General features: G+C 66.0%; 23 protein-coding genes. 4 read left to right on the forward strand and 19 right to left on the reverse strand.

Going from position 1 to position 18,271, the window contains the following annotated elements; translation table 11 throughout:
* Nucleotides 1–34: 34 nt before the first annotated feature.
* From NWF24_RS16010 to NWF24_RS16045, 8 genes are all read right to left on the reverse strand, one after another.
* The gene (locus tag NWF24_RS16010) at nt 35–1,006 is read right to left on the reverse strand and encodes an LD-carboxypeptidase (RefSeq protein WP_258355038.1); all 972 of its coding nucleotides are present in this window, start codon (nt 1,004–1,006) and stop codon (nt 35–37) included.
* Complete coding sequence (gene tadA / locus NWF24_RS16015; RefSeq protein ID WP_258355039.1) at nt 1,003–2,118, reverse strand: tRNA adenosine(34) deaminase TadA; 1,116 nt, start codon at nt 2,116–2,118, stop codon at nt 1,003–1,005. The genes NWF24_RS16010 and tadA overlap by 4 nt, the downstream gene beginning before the upstream one ends.
* The gene (locus tag NWF24_RS16020) at nt 2,108–2,344 is read right to left on the reverse strand and encodes a hypothetical protein (RefSeq protein WP_258355040.1); all 237 of its coding nucleotides are present in this window, start codon (nt 2,342–2,344) and stop codon (nt 2,108–2,110) included. Before NWF24_RS16020 ends, tadA begins: the two co-directional genes overlap by 11 nt.
* A gap of 1 nt (nt 2,345) precedes the next feature.
* Nucleotides 2,346–2,990, reverse strand: coding sequence for an FMN-binding negative transcriptional regulator (locus NWF24_RS16025; RefSeq protein ID WP_258355041.1), 645 nt, complete (start codon nt 2,988–2,990; stop codon nt 2,346–2,348).
* 43 nt (nt 2,991–3,033) lie between these two features.
* Nucleotides 3,034–3,732 (reverse strand): ankyrin repeat domain-containing protein, encoded by a 699-nt coding sequence (locus tag NWF24_RS16030; protein ID WP_258355042.1) that lies wholly within the window; start codon nt 3,730–3,732, stop codon nt 3,034–3,036.
* A complete protein-coding gene (locus NWF24_RS16035) occupies nt 3,732–4,232 on the reverse strand; it encodes a GlcG/HbpS family heme-binding protein (protein WP_093054817.1) in 501 nt (166 codons plus the stop codon). The genes NWF24_RS16030 and NWF24_RS16035 overlap by 1 nt, the downstream gene beginning before the upstream one ends.
* A 117-nt stretch (nt 4,233–4,349) precedes the next feature.
* Nucleotides 4,350–4,988 (reverse strand): response regulator transcription factor, encoded by a 639-nt coding sequence (locus NWF24_RS16040; protein WP_258355043.1) that lies wholly within the window; start codon nt 4,986–4,988, stop codon nt 4,350–4,352.
* Nucleotides 4,985–6,466, reverse strand: coding sequence for a sensor histidine kinase (locus NWF24_RS16045; protein ID WP_258355044.1), 1,482 nt, complete (start codon nt 6,464–6,466; stop codon nt 4,985–4,987). The genes NWF24_RS16040 and NWF24_RS16045 overlap by 4 nt, the downstream gene beginning before the upstream one ends.
* 62 nt (nt 6,467–6,528) lie before the next feature.
* Between NWF24_RS16045 and NWF24_RS16050 the strand changes: the two genes are divergently transcribed.
* Entirely contained in the window at nt 6,529–7,593 is a 1,065-nt protein-coding gene (locus NWF24_RS16050) for a DUF72 domain-containing protein (protein WP_258355045.1), read from the forward strand.
* Here NWF24_RS16050 and NWF24_RS16055 read toward each other — a convergent pair.
* The 5 genes from NWF24_RS16055 to NWF24_RS16075 form a co-directional block, all read right to left on the reverse strand.
* Complete coding sequence (locus NWF24_RS16055) at nt 7,590–8,084, reverse strand: RidA family protein (protein ID WP_258355046.1); 495 nt, start codon at nt 8,082–8,084, stop codon at nt 7,590–7,592. The genes NWF24_RS16050 and NWF24_RS16055 overlap by 4 nt on opposite strands.
* Nucleotides 8,085–8,170: 86 nt before the next feature.
* Entirely contained in the window at nt 8,171–8,491 is a 321-nt protein-coding gene (locus tag NWF24_RS16060; RefSeq protein ID WP_258355047.1) for a non-heme iron oxygenase ferredoxin subunit, read from the reverse strand.
* 8 nt (nt 8,492–8,499) lie between these two features.
* On the reverse strand, nt 8,500–8,982 hold the full coding sequence (locus tag NWF24_RS16065) for an aromatic-ring-hydroxylating dioxygenase subunit beta (RefSeq protein WP_258355048.1): 483 nt from the start codon (nt 8,980–8,982) through the stop codon (nt 8,500–8,502).
* Nucleotides 8,979–10,235: an aromatic ring-hydroxylating dioxygenase subunit alpha gene (locus NWF24_RS16070; protein WP_258355049.1), complete on the reverse strand. Its 1,257-nt coding sequence runs from the start codon at nt 10,233–10,235 to the stop codon at nt 8,979–8,981. Before NWF24_RS16070 ends, NWF24_RS16065 begins: the two co-directional genes overlap by 4 nt.
* Nucleotides 10,236–10,271: 36 nt before the next feature.
* The gene (locus NWF24_RS16075) at nt 10,272–11,261 is read right to left on the reverse strand and encodes a 2Fe-2S iron-sulfur cluster-binding protein (RefSeq protein WP_258355299.1); all 990 of its coding nucleotides are present in this window, start codon (nt 11,259–11,261) and stop codon (nt 10,272–10,274) included.
* Nucleotides 11,262–11,388: 127 nt separating this feature from the next.
* Between NWF24_RS16075 and NWF24_RS16080 the strand changes: the two genes are divergently transcribed.
* On the forward strand, nt 11,389–12,303 hold the full coding sequence (locus tag NWF24_RS16080; protein ID WP_258355050.1) for a LysR family transcriptional regulator: 915 nt from the start codon (nt 11,389–11,391) through the stop codon (nt 12,301–12,303).
* A 33-nt stretch (nt 12,304–12,336) separates the two neighbouring features.
* Here NWF24_RS16080 and NWF24_RS16085 read toward each other — a convergent pair whose 3' ends face one another.
* Together NWF24_RS16085 and NWF24_RS16090 are read right to left on the reverse strand one after the other, a co-directional pair.
* Nucleotides 12,337–12,894, reverse strand: coding sequence for a 2'-5' RNA ligase family protein (locus NWF24_RS16085; RefSeq protein WP_258355051.1), 558 nt, complete (start codon nt 12,892–12,894; stop codon nt 12,337–12,339).
* A 77-nt stretch (nt 12,895–12,971) separates the two neighbouring features.
* On the reverse strand, nt 12,972–13,124 hold the full coding sequence (locus tag NWF24_RS16090; protein ID WP_258355052.1) for a hypothetical protein: 153 nt from the start codon (nt 13,122–13,124) through the stop codon (nt 12,972–12,974).
* Between the two features lies 1 nt (nt 13,125).
* Here NWF24_RS16090 and NWF24_RS16095 point away from each other — a divergent pair, with 1 nt between their 5' ends.
* Entirely contained in the window at nt 13,126–13,734 is a 609-nt protein-coding gene (locus NWF24_RS16095) for a porin family protein (protein ID WP_258355053.1), read from the forward strand.
* Nucleotides 13,735–13,807: 73 nt separating this feature from the next.
* Here the strand turns inward: NWF24_RS16095 and NWF24_RS16100 are convergent, their stop codons facing one another.
* Entirely contained in the window at nt 13,808–14,671 is an 864-nt protein-coding gene (locus NWF24_RS16100) for an SDR family NAD(P)-dependent oxidoreductase (RefSeq protein ID WP_258355300.1), read from the reverse strand.
* Between the two features lie 152 nt (nt 14,672–14,823).
* On the opposite strand from NWF24_RS16100, the gene NWF24_RS16105 reads away from it, so the two are divergent.
* The gene (locus NWF24_RS16105) at nt 14,824–15,792 is read left to right on the forward strand and encodes an AraC family transcriptional regulator (protein WP_258355054.1); all 969 of its coding nucleotides are present in this window, start codon (nt 14,824–14,826) and stop codon (nt 15,790–15,792) included.
* Between the two features lie 111 nt (nt 15,793–15,903).
* Here NWF24_RS16105 and guaA read toward each other — a convergent pair whose 3' ends face one another.
* Genes guaA through NWF24_RS16120 form a run of 3 tightly spaced genes read right to left on the reverse strand, consistent with a single transcriptional unit; the run spans nt 15,904 to nt 18,214 of the window.
* Nucleotides 15,904–17,523 carry a glutamine-hydrolyzing GMP synthase gene (guaA, locus tag NWF24_RS16110; RefSeq protein WP_258355055.1) on the reverse strand — a complete coding sequence of 540 codons (1,620 nt, stop codon included), beginning with the start codon at nt 17,521–17,523 and terminating at the stop codon, nt 15,904–15,906.
* 11 nt (nt 17,524–17,534) lie between these two features.
* Nucleotides 17,535–17,954: a type II toxin-antitoxin system VapC family toxin gene (locus NWF24_RS16115; RefSeq protein ID WP_258355301.1), complete on the reverse strand. Its 420-nt coding sequence runs from the start codon at nt 17,952–17,954 to the stop codon at nt 17,535–17,537.
* A gap of 11 nt (nt 17,955–17,965) precedes the next feature.
* The gene (locus tag NWF24_RS16120) at nt 17,966–18,214 is read right to left on the reverse strand and encodes a type II toxin-antitoxin system Phd/YefM family antitoxin (protein ID WP_093074566.1); all 249 of its coding nucleotides are present in this window, start codon (nt 18,212–18,214) and stop codon (nt 17,966–17,968) included.
* Between the last annotated feature and the right edge of the window lie 57 nt (nt 18,215–18,271).

Raw genomic sequence — 18,271 nt, forward strand, 5'->3', positions numbered from 1 at the left:
TTCTTTTTCCCGCTTTCTTCTCCCCATGGCCGGCTCAATGGCCGTGATGATGATGGTCATGGCCGTGATGATCGTCATGCGCCGCCGCGTGACGATGACCCCAGACGAGAAAGACATCGCGCCCTTCCGCTGCCATCGACACCTTCGCACCCAGGGGCAGTAGTACCTTCGTGGGCACATGGCCGAACGGCAGGCCTGCCAGCACAGGCACCTTGAGCGATGCACGCAGCCGGTCGATCACCGTGTTCAGGCCAAAGCCCCGGTCGTAGCCCGGCACCTTGCGAATGCCCGTGAACTGCCCGAACACGATGGCGCGCTGGCGCGCCAGCACGCCGGCCATCTTCAACTGGTCGAGCATGCGCTCGACGCGGTACGGGTGCTCGTTGATGTCCTCGATGAAGAGCACGCCCTTGTCCACCACGGGAAAGTACGGCGTGCCGATCAGGCTGGCCAGCACGCAAAGATTGCCGCCCCACAGCACCGCGTCTTGCACGGGCTTGAACTTCAGCTCCGCATCGCGCGCCGGCATGCGCCAGCCGGTGCCTTCGCCTTGCCCCGTGACGAGGTCGTCGAAGCAGGCTTCCATGATGTCGTCGGAACCGGCCTCGGCACCGAAATCTTCGCCGACCGCAGGGCCCGACCAGGTCACGGCGCCGGTCTTGACCAGCAGTGCGTTCTGCAGCGCGGTGAAGTCGCTGCAGCCGACGAACTCGGTGCCCTTGTCGATCGCCTTGGCCACGGCCTTGTACGGAATGGCGTCGAGGATGCGCGTGAGGCCGTAGCCGCCGCGTGAGATGAGCGCCACGTCGGCGCCACTCGCGGCCGCGCGTGAAATCGCGGCGAGCCGCGTGGCGTCGTCACCCGCAAAACGCTGATGCACCGAGAGTGCCGCATCGTCGACTTCGACTTCATGACCCAGTGCCTTGAGCCGCTTCACGCCGCGCCGGAAGGCGGCCTTGTCGCGCACCGCGCTGGAGGGGGAATAGATGTAGATGTGTTTGGTCACGTGTTCGAGTATCCCATTGCGTTTCGCGCCAGCGGCACGAACGTTCGGGCTTGCACCAGCGTTGGTCCCGACGATGGGGCGATGGGGCCGAGCGCGCGCAGCGCGGCTTCGTAGCCCCGGTCGGGGAAAGGTACGCGCCACGCGTCTTCGATGTGCTCGTGGCCCTCAGGTACGACGAGCGCCGCCGCGAAGCGTTCAGGTGCCGCGGCCATCAGCAGCGCGGCCAGGTCGGCGGCGGTCGCGCTGTGCGCAAGCACCATCGCCGCCGACGCGGGCTGCACGCGGGCCAACCATTCGAGCAGCACGTCGCGATGCCATTCGAGGCGATGCGGTGTTTCGCGCTTTGGCTTGTCGCTCTTGCCGAAGCCGATCAGGTCGGGCACGAGCGTGCGCAACCCGGGCAGGCCCACGAGATGCCGGAAGAAGTAGCCCCATTCGCCGGGGCCGTGCAGACACAGGCAGCAGGCAACATCGCCCTCGCCGCCTTCGTCGACGTAGTGCATCCGCCAGCCTTGCTGGCTCGGCAGGTCCTGCACGTAGTGCGGTGCGAAGCTGTAGCCGACCAGCGCTTCGAAGCGCTCGGGCGGCGTACGCAGCGCGTCGTCGCGCAAGGGCTCGGCCTGTGCGCGCGCGGCGCTTCTGCGTTGCTGGAAGAAGGCCCGCAGCACCGCAGCGCACTCTTGGGCCAGCACACCGCCTTGCACCTGCGTGTGGTGGTTCAGCCGCGGCTCGGCAAAGAGATCGAGCACCGAGCCGGCCGCGCCGGTCTTCGGATCGGTCGCGCCGTACACGACGCGCGCCAGGCGCGAATGCAGCATGGCGCCCGAACACATCGCGCAAGGCTCGAGCGTGACGAACAGCTCGCAGCCGTCGAGCCGGTAATTGCCGAGCGCTGTGGCACCGGCGCGCAGTGCGTTGATCTCGGCATGCGCGCTCGGATCGTGCTGTGCGACCGGCGTGTTGCGGCCCTTCGCGATCAGTTGGCCATCCTTGACCAGCACCGCGCCGACGGGCACCTCGCCCGCCTCGGCGGCAAGCCGCGCCTCGGCAAGTGCGAGCGCCATCCAGTGAGCGTCGCTCGCCGTCGGCGTTGGAAGGGCCTCAGTTGTCATCCGGCATCTGCCGCGCCTTCGCCGCCGCGTCGAGCGCTTCCTTGACCTGCTGCTGCACCTGCTGCGCCTGATCACGCACATTCGCAGGCGCTTCGCCGGTGGCCGGTGCGGCAACGCCGGGCACGGCCGGCCGCGTGGAAGAAGCCATGCTCGTCATCTGCTTCTTCGCGACCAGCCCGACGATCACCAGCGCCAGCACAAGGCCGATCAGCCCGAACGTGCGCATCTCAGCGTCCTTCCGCCACGGTTGCCGCGGCGTTCATGCCGAGGCGATCCATCCACACGGCAAGCGCCTGCTCGTCTGGCGTGCCTGCGCTGTAGACCGCGTGCATTGCCGCATGCGACTCGCGGCGGTGCTGGTTGAGCTTGATCTTGCATTGCAGCGCCGTCACGCGCAGCTCGAAGCCGACGATGCCGGCAAGCATCTTGAGCTGGAATTCCTCGCCCAGGTCGCGCCACTGCTGCGCGTAGGCAGGCTCGTGCTCGCCGATGAGCTTCTTGAGCAGTACGTCCTTCTCGGCAGGCTCCTCGATCAGCCGGGCTTCGACGGTGCAGTGCACGGCCAGGTAGTTCCATGTCGGCACGCGGGCCAGGTCGGGGTAGACCGAAGGCGACAGGTACGAGTGCGGACCGAGAAAGGTCACTGCCGCCTTGGACCGCGCCTGCAGATAACGCCAATGCGGATTGGGCTTGGCGCAATGGCCCCACAGCACAAGCTCATCGCCCTCTCGCTGCTCGGCCACCAGTGGCAGGTGCGTGACGTACGGCAGTCCGTCGTCGTCGTTCGAGATCAGGCTCGCGAACGGGTGCGAGCGCATCAGTTCCAGCGCGATGGCCGGGTCCTTGGCATTGAACTGCGGGGGCATGTACATGGGGCGGTTTCCTCGTGGAGAAACGCCATTGTCCCCGAGCCGCCTATCTTGCGCGCGGAGCTTCCAGCAGTTTCACCATGGCGATGTAGCCACGCGCCTTCGCCAGCTGCAGCGGCGTGTTGCCCTGGCGGTCGGTCAGCTTGAGATTGGCGCCAGCCTCGACCAGCGCGGCCAGCGTGCGCTGGTGGCGTGGGCCGCCGTCGCCGAGCACGATGGATTCGATCACTGCCGTCCAGTGCAGGTTGTTGACGTGGTCGAGCGGTGCGCCGGCGGCGATCAGCCTGCGGACCACTTCGTCATGCCCGAGGTGTGCCGCCGCGATGAGCGCGGTGCCGTCGTAGCGGCTCGTTGTCTGCCCGGGCTTGGCACCGAGCGAAAGCAGCAGCGAGAGCGTCGCGGCATCGTCGGCCACGGAGGCGATGGTGACCGCGTCGTAGCGGTCGTCTTCGAGCAGGTCGAGGTTGGCGCCGGCCTTGGCCAACAGCTTGATCGCCTCGCGCTGCCGCGCATGCGTGGCGACATGCAGTGGCGTGCGGCCGCGCGTGTCGCGCACATCGAGATTGGCGCCCGAGGCGATCAGCGCCTTCAGCTTTGGCAGGTCGCCATGCCACGCAGCCTGGTGCAGCCCCTCGTAGGCCAGCACCTCGGCCGCCAGCGGCGGCACCTGGGCGAACGCGCCTACCGTCACGCCCAACCCGAGCGCAGCCGCCAGCACCCCCGACCAGATACCGCGCGCCACCATCAGAGCAGGCCCTTGACCTTCTCGAGCGCCGCGTTGGCGCACTGCTCGTCGAGGTGGCCGCCGGGCGCGCCGCCCACGCCGACCGCGCCGATCACTTCATTGCCCGACTTGATCGGCACGCCACCGCCCAGCACCAGGAAACCCGGCAGGTACACCAGGTTGGCGGCGGCCGGGTTCTTCTGTGCGCCTTCCATCATGGCCTGCGTCGGGCTCTTGGCCGACGCCGAAGTCCAGGCCTTGCGTTCGCTCGATGCCAGCGTGTGCGGGCCGGCGTTGTCAGCGCGCTGCACGGCACGCACGGTGCCCGCGCGATCGACCACGGTTGCCGCCACGTTGTAGCCGTTGGCAGCACAGGCCGCCACGGCTTCAGCCGCGATCTGGTTGGCCAGCACGAGCGACATGTTCTTTTCGGTGCGCACCGCAGGTGCGGGCGTCTGGGCCTGGGCGACGGAAGCTGCGAGCAGAACGGCGAGGCCGCCGAGGCGAAGGATGGATTGCATTGTTCGTTTTCTCCAGTGAAACGGGTGGTTGCGCCAGCTGTTGCCGACGGCTGCGCCACTGTAGAAAACATGCGCCGCCGCAACCATTCGTACGGCTACGCCCGGCGCTCCGTAGAACTACGGAGCGCTGTCCACCAGCACGGCATAGCGCCGGATCAGCTGCGCGAGCGAATCGCAGTCGAGCTTGGCGAACAGATTGGCGCGGTGCGTCTCGACCGTGCGCGGCGACAGCGCCAGCGTGCGCGCAATCTCCTTGTTGGTGAGCCCCTGCACGATGAAGGCCAGCACCTCGCGCTCGCGCTCCGACAGTTGCGCCACTCGCTCGCGCGCCGCGTTGTCGGCCTGCGAGCGTTGGCGTGAGCGCACGTGCTGCCGCACCGCCTGCTGCAGCGCCTCGAGCAGTTGCTCGTCGTCCACCGGTTTTTCGAGGAACTCGGCCGCGCCGGCCTTGAAGGCGCGACGGCACATCTCGACCGTGCCGTGGCCCGTCAGCATGATCACGGGCTGGTCGACGCCCTGCTCCATCAGCCGGTCGAGCACCGTGAGACCGCTGATGCCGGGCATGCGCACGTCGAGCACGATGGCGCCGACGCTCGCGCGATCGAACCCGTCGATGAAGGCCTGCGGATCGGCCCAGCTCTGCACGCGCAGGCCGACTGTGCCGATCAGCAGCGACAGGCTGTCGCGCACCGCCTGGTCGTCGTCGATCAGGTGGATCAGCGGAGATTGCGGCGGATGGATGCTCGGCGTGTTCATGGAGACGGCGCGACGAGAGGGAGCAGCAAGGTGAAGCGCGCGCCGCGCGGCGAGGCGTTGGCCGCGCTCAGGCTGCCTCCCATGCCGCTGGCCAGCGTTTCGCTGAGGCTCAGGCCGAGGCCCAGCCCGCCTTCGCGTGTGCTGAAGAAAGGTTCGAAGAGGCGCGGAAGGGCTTCGGGGGCGATGCCGCGCCCGTTGTCGGTCACGGTCAGCACGCCCTCCTGCCCGTTGCGGCCGACGGACACGACGAGGCGCCGCTCGGCCGCCGGCACGAGGTCGAGCGCCTGCAGCGCGTTCATCAGCAGGTTGTGCACGATCTGCTCCAGCGCCACCGCCTCGGCCTGTACGCGCACCGGCGCCTGCGCGGTAGCGTCGAACTGCGCGTTGATCGCGTGTTTTGTGAACTCCGGCACCAGCAGGTGCATGGCGCTGCGCACTACTTCCTGCAGCACCAGCGGCTTCGCTTCTTCGCCACTCGCCTCGGGCCGCTCGATGACCCGGCGCAAGCGCCCCACCACACCGGCCGCGCGGCGCGCCTGCTCCACGGCCTGCCCCATCGCATCGCGTGCCGTGACCAGGTCAGGAGGGTCGTCGTCGAGCAGGCGGCGCGCGGCCTGCGCGTTGGCCAGCACAGCTGTGAGCGGCTGGTTGAGTTCGTGCGCCAGACCGGCCGACAACTCACCCAGCGCATTGAGCCGCGCGACCTGCCCGAGCCGCAGCAGTTCTTCGGCCCGGCGCCGTGCAACGCGCTGGCGCTGCGCGGCCCACAGGCCAGCCAGCAGCGCGGCCATGGTTGCGGCCCAGCCGGCGATGCCACGCCACGGCAGTTCCCCCCAGCCCACCTGCCGCTCGGCAACGAGGTCGAACGGCTGGCTCGGCGACGCCAGCGGCTTTGTCAGGTCGAAGCGCCAGCCGTTCGCGGCCGGCACGCCCGGTTGCAGCACCAGTTGCTGACCGTCGCGCTGCAGGCTCAGCCGCACCGGGCTGCGCTGTGGGTTCATTGGCCAGTCGCGCCACGGCACGGAGCCAGCCAGGTCGATGTCGAGTGCATAGCTGAACGGCGTGGCGCCGATCACCAGCACGTAGCGGCCATGGGCCAGGTCGAGAATCGCCAACTCTGCGCGCTGCTGGCTGCGCGAGCGCGCCTCCGCCGCGGCCAGTGCGCTGGCCTGCGCGCTGTCTGCCCAGGGCTCATCACGGTCGCGCCGCTGCACGCGCAGGATCGACGAGTACACCGAGGGCAAGCGCTGCTCGGGATGGTCCGCGCCAGTGCTGGGTTCCAGCAGCGCGAGCGTGGCCAGCACCGCGTCGTACTGCACCATCTGCTGGCTCATAAGGCGGTGCGCAATGCGCACGTCAGTCTCGAAGTCCTGGTGCATCTGCGCCAGCTCGGCGCGCGCAATCCACACCGCGCCCACGGCGGTGAGCGCCAGCCATGCCAGCCACCAACCACCCTGCGTACGCAACCACTGTTTCATGGCGCGGATTGTGCCCGGCGCGGCAGGCGTGTTCGATGTTGGCTCAGAATGCGGGCCCAGACATGGCTGAAGTACAGGACTCCCTTTTCCCCGAACTGCCGCGCCCTCAAGAGGCTGCTGCGGCCCCCTCCCCCGAGCCACCCGCGAAAAAGAAATCGCGCACCGGCACGGTCCAGCCTGCGCCTACCGACCCGGAACTGGTCGAGCTCGCCGCGGCACTGCCGCCCAAGCTACGGCTCGGCACCTCGTCGTGGAGCTATCCGGGCTGGGCCAACCTGGTGTGGGACGGCGAATACGCAGAAACCGTGCTGTCGAAAAACGGCCTCTCCGCGTTGGCGAAGCACCCGTTGTTCCGCACAGTGAGCCTGGACCGCAACTTCTACCGCGCCCTCACTGCCAGCCAGTACGCACGCTACGCGGCCATGGTGCCCGACGACTTCCGCTTCGTGGTGAAAGCGCCGAGCCTCGTCACCGATGCCACCGTGCGCGACGAAAGCGGCCGCGGCATGCAGGCCAACCCCGTGTTCCTCAGCAGCGAGATCGCGCGGCAGGAATTCGTGCTGCCCGCGCTCGAAGGCCTGGGCCATCGCATCGGCGTGCTGGTGTTCCAGCTGAGCCCGATCCCGGGGCACATTCTGGCCGACCAGCCCGCGCTGCTGGCGCGCATTGCGGCAATGCTCGAATCGCTACCCGACATCACATCGGTCGCGCCCGACGCGGTGATCGCCGTCGAGGTGCGCGACCCGCAGTTGCTGAACCCCGCCTTCGCCGAAATGTTGCGCAGCGTGCGCGCCACCTTCTGCATGGGCCTGCACGCCAAGATGCCGCCCATCGAAGACCAGTTGCCCATGCTGCGCGCGCTGTGGCCCGGCCCGCTGGTGTGCCGCTGGAACCTGCACCGGCGCCACGGCCGCTTCGGCTACGAAGACGCGGAAAAACTCTACGGCCCCTTCGACAAGATCGTCGACCCCGATCCAGAGACGCGCGAGGCGCTGGCCAAGGTGATCGCGGGCACCACCCGCGCGGGCCAGAACGCCTTCGTCACGGTGAGCAACAACGCCGAAGGCTGCGCGCCGCTGACCATTGCCCAACTGGCGCGCGACCTCACCGGCCTGACGTCGCGTTAGCCGATGTTCTGCTTGGCAGCGACCGTCATCTCGACCTCGACGGTCGCGTTCTTCGGCAGCGCATAGACACCGACCGCCGTGCGCACATGCACGCCGACTTCGCCGAACACACGGTGCAGCAGATCGGATGCGGCATCGGCCACTTCGCTCTGCTGGGTGAAGTCGGCCGTGCACTGCACGAACACCCCGACGCGCAAAACCTTCTCTACCGCATCGAGCGAACCGAGCGCGCGCCGCAGCAGCGCGAGGCTGCGCAGTGTGCTGATCTGCGCGCCTTCACGGGCCTTGTCGAGCGACACCGCGTCGCCGACGCGGCCGGTAACCACAACCGTGGTGCCCACGCGCGGCACCTGGCCGCTGAGGTAGATCGTGCGGCCGTCGCGCACGAGCGGCGCGTAGTGGCCGCCGGCGATGATCTCGCCGTCGAAGCTGTGGCCGAGCTCGGCGGCAATCTGGTCTGCGATCTGGTCCCGGGTCTTTTCTGCTGTCATGGCTGTTCCGTGAAAGGGAGGGTCATTGTCGCCAGCCCTTTCACGGCAGAACAGATACAGAAGGCGCGGACAAGAGGCAGAACAGATCAGCCCTCGAACGCGAGAAACACCCGCCCGCCTTCGATCTTCACCGGGTAGCTGCGCAGGTCTTCCGTGAGCGGAGCGCACATCGCCTTGCCCGTGCGCACGTCGAAGCGCCCCTGGTGCAGCGGGCATTCGATCTCGTGGCCTTCGAGAAAACCGTCGCACAGTCGCGCGTGGCCGTGCGTGCAGATGTTGTCGGTGGCGTGGATGCCGTCTTCGGTGCCGTAGAGGGCAATGTCCCTGCCCTGCACATCGATGCCGACCACGTCGTCGGAGGGAACGTCTTCGACCGCCGCGGCGTCGACCCAGGTCATCGTGCTCATGGTTGCTTTCAGATGGGGTAGATGATGGAGTTCGGGATCATTTCGCTGTCGAACACGCACAGGCGCGTGGCGAACTTCAGTCCCTCGGGCGTGGGCACCACGGTGTCGAGGTAGCGCCCCACGTTGAACACGGTCGAGGCCTGGTCGAGCTTGGTGCGGAACACCGCGTAGTTGGCCTCGCTGTGGATCGTGCCGTCGTCGTCGACCTTGTGCACCAGCGGCAGCCCGACGACGTGGCGCTGGTAGTACGGGTCGTGGAACAGCGTCTCCTTGATGCCGTAGACCCGGTCTTCCAGCATGCCGCGGCTCTCGAAGGAGAGCGTGGCCAGCGGCAGGTTGCGCTCGTGGTTTTCGCGCGGCTGCAGGCGGTAGCTGCATTGCTCGATGAAGAACGCGGGCCACAGGTCCCAGTTGCCGGAATCGACGGCGTGCGCGTAGGCCGCATAGAGCCGCGACAGATCGAGGTAGGTGTCGGCGTCGAGGTTCGTCATGCTTCCATCACCTCGCGCCAGTAGCGGTACATGCCGCGGATCAGCGTCTCCGTCACCATGTGGTCGGTGTTCTCGACCTCGCGCCCGCCGAGCTCGGCAAGCGTGCGGTGGAAGGGCTTCTGCTCGAAGCCTTCCTGCGAGAACTCGATCACCTCGCCGTCGTCGGCCGAGACGAAGCCGGCTGGCCCGAACAGATTGGCCTGGCGCAGACGTCGCTGCGTCATCTCCTCGGTGTCGTCCTCAAAGCCGAAATGCGTCCAGACGAAATCGAAGGCGTCGTGCCCCACCGGCTGGATATGCCGCGTCGAGACGCTGTTGACCTGCTGCTGCAGGATCAGGCTCGGAAACAGCGTCATCATCACCGCGGTCGGCCCGCCCCACCAGGGCTCGGGCACGATGTCCAGAAAGCGCGGGTCCTTCAGCTGCATGCTCTCCTTGAAGCTCGACACTTGCGTGACCTGCGCAGCCTTGCCGGCGTTGCCGCGCGTGGAAATCATGGCGGCGTGACGGCCGCGCGCGTCCATCTTCAGCTCCGACTTGTTGTCTGCGCGCCAGAGCCCGAAGGTCACGAACCAGGTGTGCAGCAGGCCCGGGTGGTACGGGTCCTTGATGTTCTCCTGCATGAGCTTCCAGTTGCCCGGAATGCGCTGGCGGTTGTAGCCCAGGATGGTGAGCTTGCGCCCATCAAACAGGCGGTCGAAGTAATGAAGGATGTCGGGGCCGAGGAAGTCTTCGAGCGATTCGATCTCATGGTCGAACGACGCGAACACCACGCCGCCGCGCGAGGCCACCTTGAGCTTGGTGAGACCGTTCTCCTCGGTCTTGAAGTCTGCCGGCATGCCGCCGTTGACCTTGCCGTCCTGCTTCACGCCGCGGCGAAACGGCACGCCCTGAAGGTCGCCCTTGAGCGTGTAGTTCCACTGGTGGTAGGGGCAGACGAACTCTTTGCGGTTGCCCTGGCGCTCGCGGCAGAACTGCATGCCGCGGTGGGCGCAGACGTTCTCGAAGACGTGGATCACGCCCTCCTCGTCGCGCGACATGACGACCGAGCGCTCCCCGATGGTGGTGCGCTTGAAGTCGCCCGGGTTCGGAATCTCGGCTTCCAGGCCGACGTAGCACCAGTGCTTTTCATAGAAGAAGCGCTGCAGCTCCTTCTTGTGCAACGCCTCGTCGGTGTAGGCCATGAAGGGAATGCGGCTGCTCTTCTCGCTTTCCCATTTCAGCTCGACGGGGAACACGGCTTGCGTGGTCATCGTGGGTCTCCTTTTCTTTTCTCGTGGGTTTTCGCTTCAGGTGCCTTGCAGGTAGAAGGCATCGGCGTGGGTCTGCTCGGGGGCGAGGCCGCGGCCGCGCACCAACTGCGTCACGGCCTCGACCATCGGCGGCGAGCCGCAGAGGTAGGCACGCCAGCCGTCGAGGCTGCCGGGCCAGTCGGCGCGGATGGCGTCGGTGATGAGGCCGATTCGCTGGCCGTCGCGCGAAGGGCCGGTAACGACGACCACATGCACCTTCAGGCCGGGGTGCTGCGCCTGCAGCTCGCGCAGTTCCTGCAGGCCGTAGACGTCGGCGTCGGAGCGCACGCCCAGGTAGAGGTGAATGGCCTGCGTTAGCCCGGCCGCGATGGCGCCTCGCACGATCGACAGGATGGGCGCCAGCCCCGTGCCACCCGCCGCGCAGAGCATCGGACCCCGGTGTTTGGTGCGCAGGTAGGCCGTGCCCAGCGGCCCGCTCACGCGCACCGAATCGCCGACGCGCAGTTGTTCGAAGATGTGCGCCGTCACGCGCCCGCCGGGCACCCTGCGCACGTGGAATTCAAGCTCCGCGTCGTGGCTCAGCCCCGCCATCGAATACGGCCGCGCCAGGTCGGGCGCGAACTGCAGCTGCGCATACTGCCCCGGAGAAAACTCCAGCGGCTTGTTCGGCTTGAGGCGCAAGCGCCGGATGTCGTGCGTGAGCGCGTCGATGCCCGTGACCGTGGCCTTGAGGATGCGCGCCGGGTGCACCACCACTTCGTCGGGCTCCGGGATCTCGATGGCGCAGCTTTCGGTCAGTGTGCTCTGGCAGGCCAGCACGTAGCGCTCGCCCTGCCCGTCTGGCCGGATCGCGTCCTGGCCAGCGTCGAGCACCTGGCCCGACACCACCTTGCAGCGGCAGGTGCCGCAGCGCCCCGACATGCAACTGTACGACACCGGCACATGGTGTTCGCGCAGCACTTCGAGCAGGTTCGCGCCGGGGCGAACTTCGAGGGTGCGGGCAAGGGGGTGAATATGCAGGTCCATCGTGGGGTTCTCTTGCGCCGGCGTCATGGCCGGCTTGTCTCTGGGGCCGGATGATGCGCGGCCCCTGCCGATTGACCAATAGAATTTGGTGAATCCTCTGCATCACTGCGATGAATAAAGGTGCGCCATGCAACTCAAGGACATCGACCTCAACCTGCTGCTGGTGTTCGACCGCATGCTGGCCGAGAAGCGCGTATCGGCCGTGGCTGAATCGCTGGGGCTCTCGCAGCCAGCCATCAGCAATGCGCTGGCGCGGCTGCGCAAGCTGCTGGGCGACGAGCTGTTCCTGCGCACCGCGCGCGGCATGGAGCCCACGCCCTTCGCGCTGCAACTGGCCGAACCGGTGGCCTACGCGATGGGTGCGCTGCACACGGCGCTCAACCAGCAGGTAGTGTTCGACCCCGCCACGAGTACGCGCGGCTTCACGCTCGCGATGACCGACATCGGCGAGATCTACTTCACGCCGCGGCTGATGGAGGCGCTGTCAGTGGCAGCGCCCGACGTGACCATCAGCACAGTGCGCAACAACACCGCGGCCAGCCTGCGCGACGAGCTGGAAGCCGGCCACGTCGACATCGCCATCGGCCTGCTGCCGCAGCTGAAAGCCGGCGTGTTCCAGCGCCGGCTGTTCCTGCAGCGCTATGTGTGCATCTTTTCAAAGGAGCATCCGCTCGCACGCAAGCGCAGCGTGTCGCTCAAGGACTTCAGCGCGGCCGACCACGTACAGGTGCAGGCCGCCGGCACGGGCCACGGCAAGGCCGACGACGTGATGGCAGCGCAGGGTATTCACCGGCGTATCAAGCTCAAGGTGCCGCACTTCGTGGCCATCGGCCACATCCTGCGCTCCAGCGACATGATCGCGACCGTGCCCGAGCGCCTCGCGCAGAGCATCGCAGAGCCTTTCGGGCTGGTGTGGCGCCCTCACCCGGTGGCGCTGCCGCAGATTGCGATCAACCTGTTCTGGCACGCGAAGGCGCACCGCGATCCGGGCAACCAGTGGCTGCGCGGGCTGCTGTTCGACAACTTCGCTGATGGCGATTGATCGCGACTGGCAGGGCGACCCCGCACGCTCTCCTCAGGCGACCGCAGCGTTGTCAGGCCACCGGCCCAGCACTTCGTGCACGCCCTCGCCGACGTGGCTGTCGATCAGCACAAGCGAACCTGCAGTCCAGCGGACTGGCGCTTCGAGCATGTGCTTCTCGAGCTTGCGCCGCGCGTAGGCGAGGGTCATGTGCGGCGTAAAGGAGCGCGAGGGTTTCAGGCCGGCATCGGCCAGTGCCTCGCCCAGGCGCTGCCTGAAAACTCGCAGGGCTGAGACGTTCTCCGCATCGTCAGCGCAAAGCACCAGCGTGCCTTTCGTGTAGCTCATGGACTTCTCGAAAACGACATCGAATGCCGGCATGGGCACCGAGGCGGCAGCGTTCGAAGCCTGCGCCACCTTGTCGGCCGGCACCTGCGCGTAATCGCCGAGATCGAACAGCGTGACATGCAGGCGATGCGCCTCGACCAGCGTGCCCTTCAGTGCGTGTTGTGAATTCATACGCTCGCCGAGTGCGGCGATCGTCGCGGCATCTTGCGTGTCGGGAATCAGTGCGAGAAAGAGCGTGTGCGGCAGTGGTTCCTTGCGGAGCATCTTGCTTCGTGAGCGCGGCAGGGGCCGCGGCGGGGGATCGATTCCGGGAAGAAAAAGCTGTTCTGGCATTGCTCCGATCATCGCGCATCGAGGGTGCGCTTCATGAGCCCTTCAGCAAGCGCAAAGCTCTTCTTCAGATTGGAATTTGAGAATCGTCGCACGTCGGTGGCTGAGCGAAACAGCCGGTCACGCGTCGCATTGATCTCAACAGCTCCAACCAGGAATTTCATCTTGAAGCATTCGCTTGCCTGCACCACCCTCGCCGCCTTGTTGCTCGGCACCACCGCCATCGGCACACACGCCGCCCCGAACGCCGACACCGGACTCTATGTAGGCGGCGCCATCGGCCGCTCGAGCTACAGCCTGTCGTCGTCCAATCGCGTGCCCGTGCCATGGGGCGGCGAGAAGAGCAGCAAGGCCGGCACGGCATACAAGCTCTACGGCGGCTACAGGCTGACGGAAAACTTCGGCGTCGAAGCCGGCTACGCGCGCCTCGGCAGCGTGAGCCAGTGGTCGTCGGCCGGCGGCTATTCGAAGCTCCAGCGCGGCACCGGCCAGGCCTTCTACGCAGCCGCCACTGCGCGCCTGCCGTTGGGCGACGCTTTCGCTATCAACGCACGCCTCGGCGTGTCGCGCGGCCGCGTTTCCGGCGAGAACAACAATTGGGTGCCGACCGCCCAGCGCATCTCGGGCAGTTCCACGGGCGTGATGGCTGGTTTTGGTGCCGAGTACCGCATGACACAGAACCTGGCGATCACCGCGGACTACGACTACTTCGGCAAGCTGTCGAAGCAGGCCAAGGGCGGGATGCTTACGGTGGGTCTGAAGGCGAGCTTCTGAGCAAGAAGAAAGGCGCGCGCCGCTTTGGCGCGCCGCCAACCCGAGAAGTCATCCAGCGGGAGGACTCGCTCCGTTACTCGGAGGGGAATTCGGGCAGCGCCCCCTCGGAGGCAATATCCGTCCATGCGCTTACGGTCTTCCAGCGCTCAGCAGCAGCATTTCTCGCCGCGTCAGCTCCAAGTGCTCCTTGGAATGCATCTGAGCCAAGGAGGATGTGGGGCGGCAGACGATCGGCTCCGGCAACACCGACTGCAACCTGCGCGACCTTTTCAGGATCGCTTGGTTCATTGCCCCAATATGCTGCGAGTTGCCGGACAGTTTCCCCAACCGAGGCTTCATAGTCCGGCAGCATGGCAGGCACGCTTCCAAACGCTCGCTTACCCCAATTCGTGCGCATGCCGCCTGGTTCGAGTGCGGTCACTTTGACTCCAAACGATGCGGATTCAAGAGCGACTGTCTCGGCAAAGCCACCCACCGCCCACTTGGAAGCAACGTAAGCAGCATTGCCGGCCAAGGCGGACCGCCCACCGACGGATGAAATCTGGATGATGTGACCGCTCCTCTGTTGGCGCATCACAGGAAGGGCGGCCCGCGTGAGGTTCACGACACCAAAGAAATTGGTTTCCACAACGCGGCGAAAGTCGTCCGATGAAACTTCTTCAAATGGCCGCGTTTCACCAAACCCCGCATTGTTTACGAGAACATCAAGGCGTCCGAAAGCCGAGATGGCAGCGTCTACGGCAGCGACGCCCTCTCGCTCATCGGTAACGTCAAGACGGACCGGCATTACGCGGGAACCATAAGACTTGACCAAGTCATCCAACTGGCTCACATCACGCGCAGTCGCTACGACACGGTGGCCCGCCTCCAGTGCTTTAGCTGTGATTGCCCGGCCCAAGCCGGAGCCACTACCTGTAACAAGCCATACCTTAGACATATTCGATCTCGTATCCATCAGTTTGTGATGGGGTCTAACTCTATGCATGGCTGCAGGTGGTCGTTAGCCTGATCCTTCCCGATCATTGCCCGATCGTCTTGCCGGGCGCGGATTCCTCGTCCGAGCAGCAGCCCGCTGGGCACAATGACTCCATGGTTCTGATGAATGACGCTCGGCTTCAGTCGGCTCGGCCCGATGAAGATTCGGAGGGAGCGTGGCTGCGCGCGCGGCTTCGCTCGCATCTATTGGCGCACTTGCCTAAAGCTGGCGACCACGTATCCGCGTTGCCGGGCCTGACTCTGTATCGTCGCGATGGCCCGACCGAACCCGCCTCGATGCTTTACGAGTCCAGCGTCGGCTTCGTCGTTCAGGGCCGCAAGCGTGTCGTCCTGGGCTCGGACGCACATGAGTACGACGCGGCCAAATTTGTTCTGACGGCGGTGGATCTACCCACGATCTCGCATGTGCTGGAGGCCAGCCCCAGCCGACCCTGCCTGTCCATGATGCTGAAGCTGGACTTTGCCATGGTGCAGGCCATCGGAGGGGAGATCGACCTGCAAGGCATCGCCGCGACGAGTGAAGCCGAATCTGGCATGACTTTCGGGCATATGACCACGGAGCTGCTTGACGCTTTCGTGCGACTTTCCGCGCTTGCTGACAAGCCTCAGGACACCGCGATCATGGCGCCCCTGGTGCTGCGCGAAATTACCTATCGTCTGCTTATGGGGCCGTCGGGCGGCCATCTTCGTCGCATTGCCAGACAAGACCCCCGGCGCGACAAGATCCTGACTGCGATCGCCTGGCTGCGTGAGCATTACGCTGAAGCGATCCGCATCGAGGATCTGGCGGAAATAGCTGCAATGGGGGTTTCGACTCTGCACCATCACTTCAGCGCCATCACGCACATGAGTCCGCTGCAGTATCAGAAGCACATTCGGCTCCATGAAGCGCGACGCTTGCTGTTGACCGAGGGGCTGGACGCGACCTCTGCCGCGTATCGTGTCGGCTATGAAAGCGTGACCCAGTTCAGTCGTGAGTACAGGCGACTGTTCGGTAATCCCCCCATTCGCGACATCTCACTGCTACGCGGCGACTTGGATGAACAGCTCGGCAATCTCTGAAATACACATCACGCCGAAGGACACGGGCCCGCAGCAAGCACGCCTAGATGTCGGAGTCAGTGGCCGCGATTGCCGGTGTCCCGGAGAATCCGCTGCCACTGCTCGACCTCGTCACTCCCACTCGATCGTCGCCGGCGGCTTGCTCGACACGTCGTAAGTCACGCGATTGATACCCCGCACTTCATTGATGATGCGGCCCGACACCTTCTTGAGCAGCGCATAAGGCAGTTCAGCCCAGTCGGCCGTCATGAAGTCGCTGGTCTGCACGGCGCGCAGTGCCACCACGTAGTCGTAGGTGCGGCCGTCGCCCATCACGCCCACGCTCTTCACGGGCAGAAACACGGTGAAGGCCTGGCTCGTGAGGTCGTACCAGGTCTTGCCGGTTTCAGCGTCGGTGAAGTTGCGCAGCTCTTCGATGAAGATCGCGTCGGCGCGACGCAGCAGGTCGGCGTATTCCTTCTTCACTTCACCGAGGATGCGCACGCCCAGGCCCGGGCCGGGGAACGGATGGCGATACACCATCTCGGGCGGCAGGCCGAGTGCCACGCCGAGTTCGCGCACTTCGTCCTTGAACAGGTCGCGCAGCGGTTCGAGCAGCTTGAGGCCCAACTGCTCGGGCAGGCCGCCCACGTTGTGGTGGCTCTTGATGGTGACGGCCTTCTTGCTCTTGGCACCGCCCGACTCGATGACGTCGGGGTAGATCGTGCCCTGCGCCAGGAAGGTCGCGCCCTTGTGGCCACCGTCGCCCGCCTTGAGCTTGGCGGCTTCCTGCTTGAACACGGTGACGAACTCACCGCCAATGATCTTGCGCTTGGCTTCCGGGTCGCTCACGCCGGCGAGCTTGCCGAGGAACAGGTCGCTGGCATCGACACGGATCACCTTCGCGTGCAGCTTGCCTTCGAACATCTCCATGACCATGTCGCCCTCGTTCAGGCGCAGCAGGCCATGGTCGACGAACACGCAGGTCAGCTGGTCGCCGATGGCGCGGTGGATGAGTGCGGCGGCCACGCTCGAATCCACACCGCCTGAGAGGCCCAGGATGACTTCTTCGTCGCCCACCTGCTCGCGGATTTTTTCGACGGCTTCGGCGATGTGGTCGCGCATGACCCAGTCGGGCCTGGCTTCGCAGATGCCGAGCACGAAGCGCTCGATGATCGCCTTGCCCTGCACGGTGTGGGTCACTTCGGGGTGGAACTGCAACGCGTAGTAGCGGCGCGCCTCGTCGGCCATGCCGGCGATGGGGCAGCTGTCGGTGCTGGCCATGAGCTTGAAGCCCGGCGGCAGCTCGGTGACCTTGTCGCCGTGGCTCATCCACACGTTGAGCATGCCGTGGCCTTCAGGCGTGGTGAAGTCGGCAATGTCCTTCAACAGCGCGGTGTGGCCATGGGCGCGCACGGCCGCGAAGCCGAACTCGCGCTTGTGGCCGCCCTCGACCTTGCCGCCGAGCTGGTGCGCCATGGTCTGCATGCCATAGCAGATGCCGAGCACGGGCACGCCGAGGTCGAACACGGCCTGCGGAGCCTTGTCGGTGGTCTCTTCGTACACGCTGGCGTGGCTGCCGGAAAGGATCACGCCCTTGAGGTGGCCGTCGGCGGCGTATTCGCGCACCCATTCATCGGTAACGTCGCAGGGGTGCACTTCACTCAGCACATGGGCTTCGCGCACGCGGCGCGCGATGAGCTGCGTGACTTGCGAGCCGAAGTCGAGGATGAGGATCTTGTCGTGTTGCATGGCGAAAGGACTCAGAGCGTTGAAATGTCGAACAGCTTGACGCCCGCTTGCGGCGCCGCCTGGATGAGTTGCTCGTCGAAGGTGGCGAGCGGGAGATTGAGCGACTTGGCGAGCCAGAGGTAGCCCGCGTCGTAGAGCGAGACGCCGGCATCGATGGCGACCGCGAGCACGGCCTTGTGCTGGGCCGGCGCGAGTTCATGCAGCTCGACGCGATGGCGGATGGCGTCGAGCACGCTCCACAGCCCTTCGACCGCGGACGCCGGAATGCGGCCGCTGCGCACGCCGTTGGCAAGGATGTTGGCGCACTCCCATTGCCAGGCGTTGGGTGCCTGCGGCTCGACCTCATCGCGGCGGATGGCGGCGTAGAGCTTGCGCGTGTGTTCGCTGGCCATGTCTGGCAGCAGCCAGGCGGCAGTGACGGAGGCGTCCATGACGAAGGCTGTCACGATTGGCGCCCTTCGTCGAGCAAGGCACGCAATGGCAGGCCGGGCTGGATGGTGGCGTGCAGCGCGTCGATCTGGCCGAGTTCGCGCTCGATCTGCTCGTCGGTAATGACCGGCTTGCGGCGCACCGGCAGCATGCGCACGACTTCCTTGCCGTGGCGGGTGATGCGAACCTCCTCGCCCTTTTCGACCAGGTCGATCAGGGCCGAGAAGTTGTTCTTGGCTTCAGCGATGCCGATGGATTGCATTTGGGCCAGAAAATTTGAATCTGGCCCAAATTCTAAACCCAGTCTGGCCTGACTTTC

This window comes from Variovorax paradoxus (assembly GCF_024734665.1).
GTDB lineage: Bacteria > Pseudomonadota > Gammaproteobacteria > Burkholderiales > Burkholderiaceae_C > Variovorax.

Excerpts from the sequence above, each read along its gene's own strand:
- NWF24_RS16090 (WP_258355052.1), bottom strand. The coding sequence starts at position 13,124 with ATGAAATTCCTGGTTGGAGCTGTTGAGATCAATGCGACGCGTGACCGG.
- NWF24_RS16040 (WP_258355043.1), bottom strand. The coding sequence starts at position 4,988 with ATGAACACGCCGAGCATCCATCCGCCGCAATCTCCGCTGATCCACCTG.
- NWF24_RS16035 (WP_093054817.1), bottom strand. The coding sequence starts at position 4,232 with ATGCAATCCATCCTTCGCCTCGGCGGCCTCGCCGTTCTGCTCGCAGCT.
- NWF24_RS16075 (WP_258355299.1), bottom strand. The coding sequence starts at position 11,261 with ATGGACCTGCATATTCACCCCCTTGCCCGCACCCTCGAAGTTCGCCCC.
- NWF24_RS16120 (WP_093074566.1), bottom strand. The coding sequence starts at position 18,214 with ATGCAATCCATCGGCATCGCTGAAGCCAAGAACAACTTCTCGGCCCTG.
- NWF24_RS16085 (WP_258355051.1), bottom strand. The coding sequence starts at position 12,894 with ATGCTCCGCAAGGAACCACTGCCGCACACGCTCTTTCTCGCACTGATT.
- NWF24_RS16070 (WP_258355049.1), bottom strand. The coding sequence starts at position 10,235 with ATGACCACGCAAGCCGTGTTCCCCGTCGAGCTGAAATGGGAAAGCGAG.
- NWF24_RS16080 (WP_258355050.1), top strand. The coding sequence starts at position 11,389 with ATGCAACTCAAGGACATCGACCTCAACCTGCTGCTGGTGTTCGACCGC.
- NWF24_RS16025 (WP_258355041.1), bottom strand. The coding sequence starts at position 2,990 with ATGTACATGCCCCCGCAGTTCAATGCCAAGGACCCGGCCATCGCGCTG.
- NWF24_RS16020 (WP_258355040.1), bottom strand. The coding sequence starts at position 2,344 with ATGCGCACGTTCGGGCTGATCGGCCTTGTGCTGGCGCTGGTGATCGTC.
- NWF24_RS16105 (WP_258355054.1), top strand. The coding sequence starts at position 14,824 with ATGGTTCTGATGAATGACGCTCGGCTTCAGTCGGCTCGGCCCGATGAA.
- NWF24_RS16115 (WP_258355301.1), bottom strand. The coding sequence starts at position 17,954 with ATGGACGCCTCCGTCACTGCCGCCTGGCTGCTGCCAGACATGGCCAGC.
- NWF24_RS16030 (WP_258355042.1), bottom strand. The coding sequence starts at position 3,732 with ATGGTGGCGCGCGGTATCTGGTCGGGGGTGCTGGCGGCTGCGCTCGGG.
- NWF24_RS16045 (WP_258355044.1), bottom strand. The coding sequence starts at position 6,466 with ATGAAACAGTGGTTGCGTACGCAGGGTGGTTGGTGGCTGGCATGGCTG.
- NWF24_RS16065 (WP_258355048.1), bottom strand. The coding sequence starts at position 8,982 with ATGACGAACCTCGACGCCGACACCTACCTCGATCTGTCGCGGCTCTAT.
- NWF24_RS16060 (WP_258355047.1), bottom strand. The coding sequence starts at position 8,491 with ATGAGCACGATGACCTGGGTCGACGCCGCGGCGGTCGAAGACGTTCCC.
- NWF24_RS16100 (WP_258355300.1), bottom strand. The coding sequence starts at position 14,671 with ATGTCTAAGGTATGGCTTGTTACAGGTAGTGGCTCCGGCTTGGGCCGG.
- guaA (WP_258355055.1), bottom strand. The coding sequence starts at position 17,523 with ATGCAACACGACAAGATCCTCATCCTCGACTTCGGCTCGCAAGTCACG.
- tadA (WP_258355039.1), bottom strand. The coding sequence starts at position 2,118 with ATGACAACTGAGGCCCTTCCAACGCCGACGGCGAGCGACGCTCACTGG.
- NWF24_RS16055 (WP_258355046.1), bottom strand. The coding sequence starts at position 8,084 with ATGACAGCAGAAAAGACCCGGGACCAGATCGCAGACCAGATTGCCGCC.
- NWF24_RS16050 (WP_258355045.1), top strand. The coding sequence starts at position 6,529 with ATGGCTGAAGTACAGGACTCCCTTTTCCCCGAACTGCCGCGCCCTCAA.